This is a genomic window from Dietzia sp. CW19, assembly GCF_014145265.1.
Lineage (GTDB): Bacteria > Actinomycetota > Actinomycetes > Mycobacteriales > Mycobacteriaceae > Dietzia > Dietzia natronolimnaea.
This window is the reverse complement of the sequence record NZ_JAALEE010000386.1, coordinates 1-5,655: the sequence shown is the minus strand read 5'-3', so window position 1 is coordinate 5,655 and position 5,655 is coordinate 1. Positions and strand designations below refer to the sequence as shown.

Here is a 5,655-nt window from a genome sequence, read left to right as displayed (position 1 = left end):
CGGAGAGGGGCGAGGCGGGGCGGCGCGGCGCGGCGCGGCGCGGGTTCGGCCGCGAACCAGGGAGGAGGGTCAGGCCCCGGCCACTCCCCCGAATCGCCTGTCCCTCTCCGCGTACTCGAGGCAGGCCGCCCACAGGTCCCGTCGGTCGAAGTCGGGGAACAGCGTGTCCTGGAAGACGAACTCGGCGTAGGCGCTCTGCCACAGCAGGAAGTTGGAGGTGCGCAGCTCACCGGACGGCCGCAGGAAGAGGTCGACGTCCGGCATATCCGGCTCGTCGAGGTAGCGGGCGAAGTTCTCCTCGGTGAGGTCGTCGGCCGAGACCTCCCCCGCGGCGACCCGATGCGCGAAGTCGCGCGCCGCGTCGACGATCTCCGCACGGCCGCCGTAGTTGACGCACATCGCCAACGTCATGACCGTGTTGTCGCGGGTGAGCTCCTCGGCCTCCTCGAGCTCTGAGATGACCGACTTCCACAACTTGGGGCGTCGGCCGGCCCACCGGACCCGCACCCCCAGCTCGTGCATCTCGTCGCGACGGCGGCGGAGCACGTCCCGGTTGAAGCCCATGAGGAAACGGACCTCCTCGGGGCTGCGCTTCCAGTTCTCCGTGGAGAACGCGTACGCGGACAGGTACGGGACACCGATCTCGATGCACCCCTGGACCACGTCCATGAGTACCGCCTCGCCACGCTTGTGCCCCTCGGTACGGGGCAGTCCCTGCTCCTGGGCCCAGCGTCCGTTGCCGTCCATCACCAGTGCGACGTGGCGTGGAACGAACTCCGAGGGGATCGCGGGCGGGCGCTCACCCGACGGGTGCGGAGTGGGCGGCCGCACGGTCACCGGCGCGGCGCCGCCCTTCGTCGCGGTGCGCTTACGGAATCTGGGTAGTCCGGGCACGGGACTCCTCAACGGTTTCGACGGGACGGGGTTCGGCGAGAACTGGGTCGACAGGACGGGGCTCGACGGGAACAGGGTCGACCGTCCCGCGATCGACCAGCGGCAGGCTGCGCAGGTCGCGTTCGAGATGCCACTGCAGGTGTGCGGCGGCGATCCCGGAGGCCTGGCGGACGACGGCCGGGGACGAGACGGTCACGGCGTCCCAGTCCCCACCCAACAGCGCCGACAGGTGCTCGGCGACACCGGGGGAGAGCATGGCACACCCCTGCGGCCTGCAGTGCACACACACGGTCCCCCCGGATGCGACGTGGAACGCCCGGTGCGGACCCACCACTCCGCAGCTCACACAGCAGTCCAGGACAGGTTCCCAGCCGGACGCGGCCATGGCACGTAGGAGGAACGCGTCGGCGACGAGTCCCGGCGGGCGACGGTGTTCGGCCAGGGAGCGGAGGGCGCCGACGGCGAGGCCGAGCAGTCTCGGCGTGGGTGCGCCCTCCTCCCCTGCCAGCCGCTCCGCGGTCTCCAGCACCACGCACCCGGAGGTGTACGCGGGGTAGTCCGCCACGAGAGGGCGTGCCAGTGACTCCCGGCTCGACGCCTGCCTCACGGTGCCCAGACCACTCCGGCCACGACCCGGTGCGATCTGTACTTCCACCACGGCGAACGGCTCGAGGCTGGCGCCCATCCGCGAGCGGGTACGGCGGACTGCGCGGGCGACTGCCCTGACCAACCCGTGGTGTTCGGTGAGCAGGGTGACGATCCGGTCGGCCTCGCCGAGGTCGTAGGTACGCACGACGAGGCCGCTATCGGTGAACGGGTGCATCCGGACCTCCTCCCGATGCTCGACGGGCTGGTGTGCGCAACTGGTATGCGACGAACGACCATTGTCCCACCCGACGGCGCGGGCCGCCGGGACGCGTCCGACGGCGATCCTGCACTCACGGGCCTGCGAACCCGCCGGGCAAGACCTGTTCCGGAATCCCGGTTCTGGAATCCCGGTTCTAGAAGCCCAGCCGCCCGAGCATCTTCGGGTCGCGCTGCCATTCCTTGAGAACCTTGACGTGGAGGTCCAGGTACACCTTGGTTCCCAGGAGTTGTTCGATACCCGCGCGGGCCTGGGTGCCCACCTCACGCATACGCGAGCCGCCCTTGCCCAGGACGATCGCCTTCTGGCTCTGCCGCTCCACGTAGACTGTGGCGTGGACGTCCACCATGTCGTCGCGGCCCTCGTGGGGCAGCACCTCCTCGATCGACACGGCGATCGAGTGGGGCAGCTCGTCCCGCACGCCCTCGAGGGCGGCCTCGCGGATGAGCTCGGACATCCGGGACTCGTCGGACTCCTCGGTGATCACATCGTCGGGGTAGAACCGCGGCCCCTCGGGCAGCAGCGAGGCGATGAGGTCCGCCACCACATCCACCTGTTCGCCGGACGCGGCCGACACCGGGACGACCTCCGAGTCCGGCCCGAGGAGCGTGGAGACCGCGACCAACTGCTCCATCATCCTCGGCTTGGACACGGTGTCGATCTTGGTGACCAGGCCCAGGATCGGGGTGGTGGGGCAGAGTTTGCGCACCTGCTCGAGGATCCAGCGGTCGCCGGGGCCGATCCGCTCCCCCGCCGGGATGCACAACCCGATCAGGTCGACGTCGGAGTAGGTCTCCTCCACCAGCGCGTTCAACCGCTCGCCGAGCAGGGTGCGCGGTCGGTGCAGTCCCGGGGTGTCGACCAGGATGATCTGGGCGTCCGGGCGGTGGACAAGCCCTCGGATCGCGTGCCGGGTGGTCTGGGGACGCGAGGAGGTGATGGCGATCTTCTCACCCACCAGCGCATTGGTGAGCGTGGATTTGCCGGTGTTCGGCCGACCGACGAAGCTGACGAAACCGCTCCGGAAGCCCTCGGGGGTGGTCATCGGTTCTCCTCGTCGTCGTTCTCGTGTGTGCCGTCGGCGGCGGAGTCGGTCCGTTCGGCCACCACGGTGACCACCTTGACCCGGCCGCGGCGGTCGTGCCCGCCCTCCGCGCGCAGGTCCAGCCCTGCCGTGACCACGTGCGCACCCGGTAGCGGGACGCGACCGAGTTCGAGCGCCATCAGCCCTCCGATGGTCTCGACCTCCTCGGTCACCTCGTCCGGGAACTCCACGTCGAACAACTCGGCGACCTCGTCCAGCCCGAGCCTGGCCGACAGGCGGTGCCTCCCGTCCTCCATCTCCTCGACGGGGGGCACCTCGGTGGTGTCGTACTCGTCCACGATCTCGCCGACGATCTCCTCGAGGATGTCCTCGATGGACACCAGCCCGGCGGTCCCGCCGTACTCGTCGACGAGGATCGCCAGATGGTTGTGGTCCCTCTGCATCTCCGAGAGCAGGTCGTCGATCCTCTTGGCGTCGGGCACGAACACCGCGGGTCGCATCACGTCGGCGACGGGGGCCGCGCGGCCGTCCGGATCGTCCAGACGGGCCACGATGTCTCGGAGGTAGATCACGCCCACCACGTCGTCGGAGTTGTCGCCGGCCACCACCGGGATCCGGGAATAACCGGACTTGACCGTCAACCGCGCGGCCTGGCCGACCGTCTTGTCCGACTCGATCCACACCATCTCGGTCCGCGGGGTCATGACCTCGCGCGCGGTGGTGCCCCCGAGTTCGAACACCGACTGGATCATGCGCGACTCGTCGTCGGCCACGACCCCGCGCTCACGCGCCATGTCCACGATCTCGAGCAGCTCGATCTCCGAGGCGAACGGGCCGTTACGGAAACCGCGGCCCGGGGTGACGGCGTTGCCGACCCCCACCAGGAGGCTGGCGACGGGACCCAGGACGAACCCGAGCACCGCCAGGGGCGTGGAGGCGCCCAGTGCCAGCGAATACGCGTGTTGACGCCCCAGCGTGCGGGGACCGACGCCGGCCACGACGTAGGCCGCGATGGTCGTCACCGCGATCACCCCGACCAGCGCCCAGACCGTGGACTCGATGACCTCGGCAAAGACGACGGTCAGGAGCACGACACCGGAGATCAGGCTCAACAGGTGCAGTAGCACCGCGACGTTGATGTAGCGCGGACGGTTGAGCAGCATCCGGGACAGCCTCTTCGCCCCGTAGCGGGGTTCCTTGGCCATCTCCTCGACCCGGGCCACCGAGACCGTGCTCAGCGCGGCGTCGAGGGCGGCGAAGACACCGGCGACCAGGATGAGAAGTACCGCCGCACCGGCTGTGAGAATCGTCTGGTCCACGGGTCAGGCGTCCGCACGCGGGGCGTCGTCGCGAGGGGCGTCGCGGTGGTCGTACCACTCGCCGAGCAGCTCGTTCTGCAGGCCGAACATCTCACGTTCCTCCGCGGGCTCGGCGTGGTCGTACCCGAGCAGGTGCAGGCACCCGTGCACGGTGAGCAGCGCGAGCTCGTGCGCGAGCGGATGCCCTGAGCTGGCGGCCTGGTCGGCGGCGAACGCCGGGCACAACACGATGTCCCCGAGCATCGCGGGGCCGGGGTCGGGCAGGTCGGGCCGACCCCCCGGGGAGAGCTCGTCCATGGGGAAGCTCATGACGTCGGTGGGACCCGGCAGGTTCATCCACGTCACGTGGAGATCCGCCATGGTGTCCTTGTCCACGAGCGTGATCGACAGCTCCGCGGCCGGGTGGACGTCCATCCGGGCGATCACGAACGCGGCCACGTCGATGAGTTCGGCCTCGTCGACCTCCACGCCCGACTCGTTGGCGACCTCGATACTCATCGGTGGCGGTGCTCCCTGCTCCTGTGGACTGCGGTGGGTTCCTCGCCCCTGTCGAGGCGCTCCTCGTGCTTCGCGTAGGCGTCGACGATCCGGGCCACCAGCGCGTGCCGGACGACGTCGGCGGAGGTGAGCTCCGAGAAGTGGATGTCGGGCACCCCCTTGAGGATGTCGCGCACCACCTTGAGCCCGGAACGCTGCCCGCCCGGGAGGTCGATCTGGGTGATATCCCCCGTCACCACGATCTTCGAGCCGAAGCCGAGGCGGGTCAGGAACATCTTCATCTGCTCGGGCGTGGTGTTCTGTGCCTCGTCGAGGATGATGAACGCGTCGTTGAGCGTGCGACCGCGCATGTAGGCCAGCGGCGCCACCTCGATGACCCCGGCCGCCATGAGCTTGGGGATGGCCTCCGGGTCCATCATGTCGTGCAGCGAGTCGTACAGCGGCCGCAGGTACGGGTCGATCTTCTCGTGCAGGGTGCCGGGCAGATATCCCAGCCGCTCCCCGGCCTCGACCGCGGGGCGGGTGAGGATGATGCGGCTGACGTCCTTGGCCCTCAGCGCGGCGACCGCCTTGGCCATCGCGAGGTAGGTCTTGCCCGTCCCGGCGGGACCGAGCCCGAACACCACCGTGTGGTCGTCGATCGCGTCGACGTACCGCTTCTGCCCCACCGTCTTGGGCCGGATCATGCCCCCGCGTCGGGACAGCACGTCCGTGCCCAGCACCTCCTCGGGCGTCAACGGCCCGGAGTCGGCGAGGATCTCGACCGAGCGTCGCACCGAGGCCGGGGTGATCCCCACGCCCCGCCTGGCCTGCCGCAGCAGGTCGGAGACCACCCGTGAGGCCTGGTCGACGGCCCCGGGGTCGCCGGAGATGGTCATGGTGCCGCCCCGGACGTGCAGGTCGGCGTCGAGTAGCTCCTCGAGCGCCCTGAGGTTGGCGTCCGCGGCGCCGAGCACCGCCATGGCCAGGTCGGGGTCGAGCTGGACCGCCGTGCGGGAGGGTGAGCCGGCGGGGCCTCGCCGGCCGTCGCCCTG

Annotated in this window: 6 protein-coding genes; all 6 read right to left on the bottom strand. The window is 70.0% G+C overall.

What is annotated here, in order from left to right:
* Nucleotides 1–69: 69 nt before the first annotated feature.
* Nucleotides 70–837: an isoprenyl transferase gene (locus G6021_RS11870; RefSeq protein ID WP_182641364.1), complete on the bottom strand. Its 768-nt coding sequence runs from the start codon at nt 835–837 to the stop codon at nt 70–72.
* A gap of 31 nt (nt 838–868) precedes the next feature.
* A complete protein-coding gene (recO, locus tag G6021_RS11865; protein WP_182641363.1) occupies nt 869–1,717 on the bottom strand; it encodes a DNA repair protein RecO in 849 nt (282 codons plus the stop codon).
* Between the two features lie 178 nt (nt 1,718–1,895).
* Entirely contained in the window at nt 1,896–2,804 is a 909-nt protein-coding gene (gene era, locus G6021_RS11860; RefSeq protein WP_182641362.1) for a GTPase Era, read from the bottom strand.
* Complete coding sequence (locus G6021_RS11855; protein ID WP_107748208.1) at nt 2,801–4,123, bottom strand: hemolysin family protein; 1,323 nt, start codon at nt 4,121–4,123, stop codon at nt 2,801–2,803. The genes era and G6021_RS11855 overlap by 4 nt, the downstream gene beginning before the upstream one ends.
* A gap of 3 nt (nt 4,124–4,126) precedes the next feature.
* Entirely contained in the window at nt 4,127–4,621 is a 495-nt protein-coding gene (gene ybeY, locus G6021_RS11850) for an rRNA maturation RNase YbeY (RefSeq protein ID WP_107748207.1), read from the bottom strand.
* A partial coding sequence (locus G6021_RS11845; RefSeq protein WP_182641361.1) for a PhoH family protein occupies nt 4,618–5,655 on the bottom strand: 1,038 nt, incomplete at its 5' end. The genes ybeY and G6021_RS11845, both read right to left, overlap by 4 nt.

What these genes read in the sequence shown, in the direction of transcription:
- recO (WP_182641363.1), bottom strand. Translation starts at nt 1,717, where the DNA reads ATGCACCCGTTCACCGATAGCGGCCTCGTCGTGCGTACCTACGACCTC.
- ybeY (WP_107748207.1), bottom strand. Translation starts at nt 4,621, where the DNA reads ATGAGTATCGAGGTCGCCAACGAGTCGGGCGTGGAGGTCGACGAGGCC.
- era (WP_182641362.1), bottom strand. Translation starts at nt 2,804, where the DNA reads ATGACCACCCCCGAGGGCTTCCGGAGCGGTTTCGTCAGCTTCGTCGGT.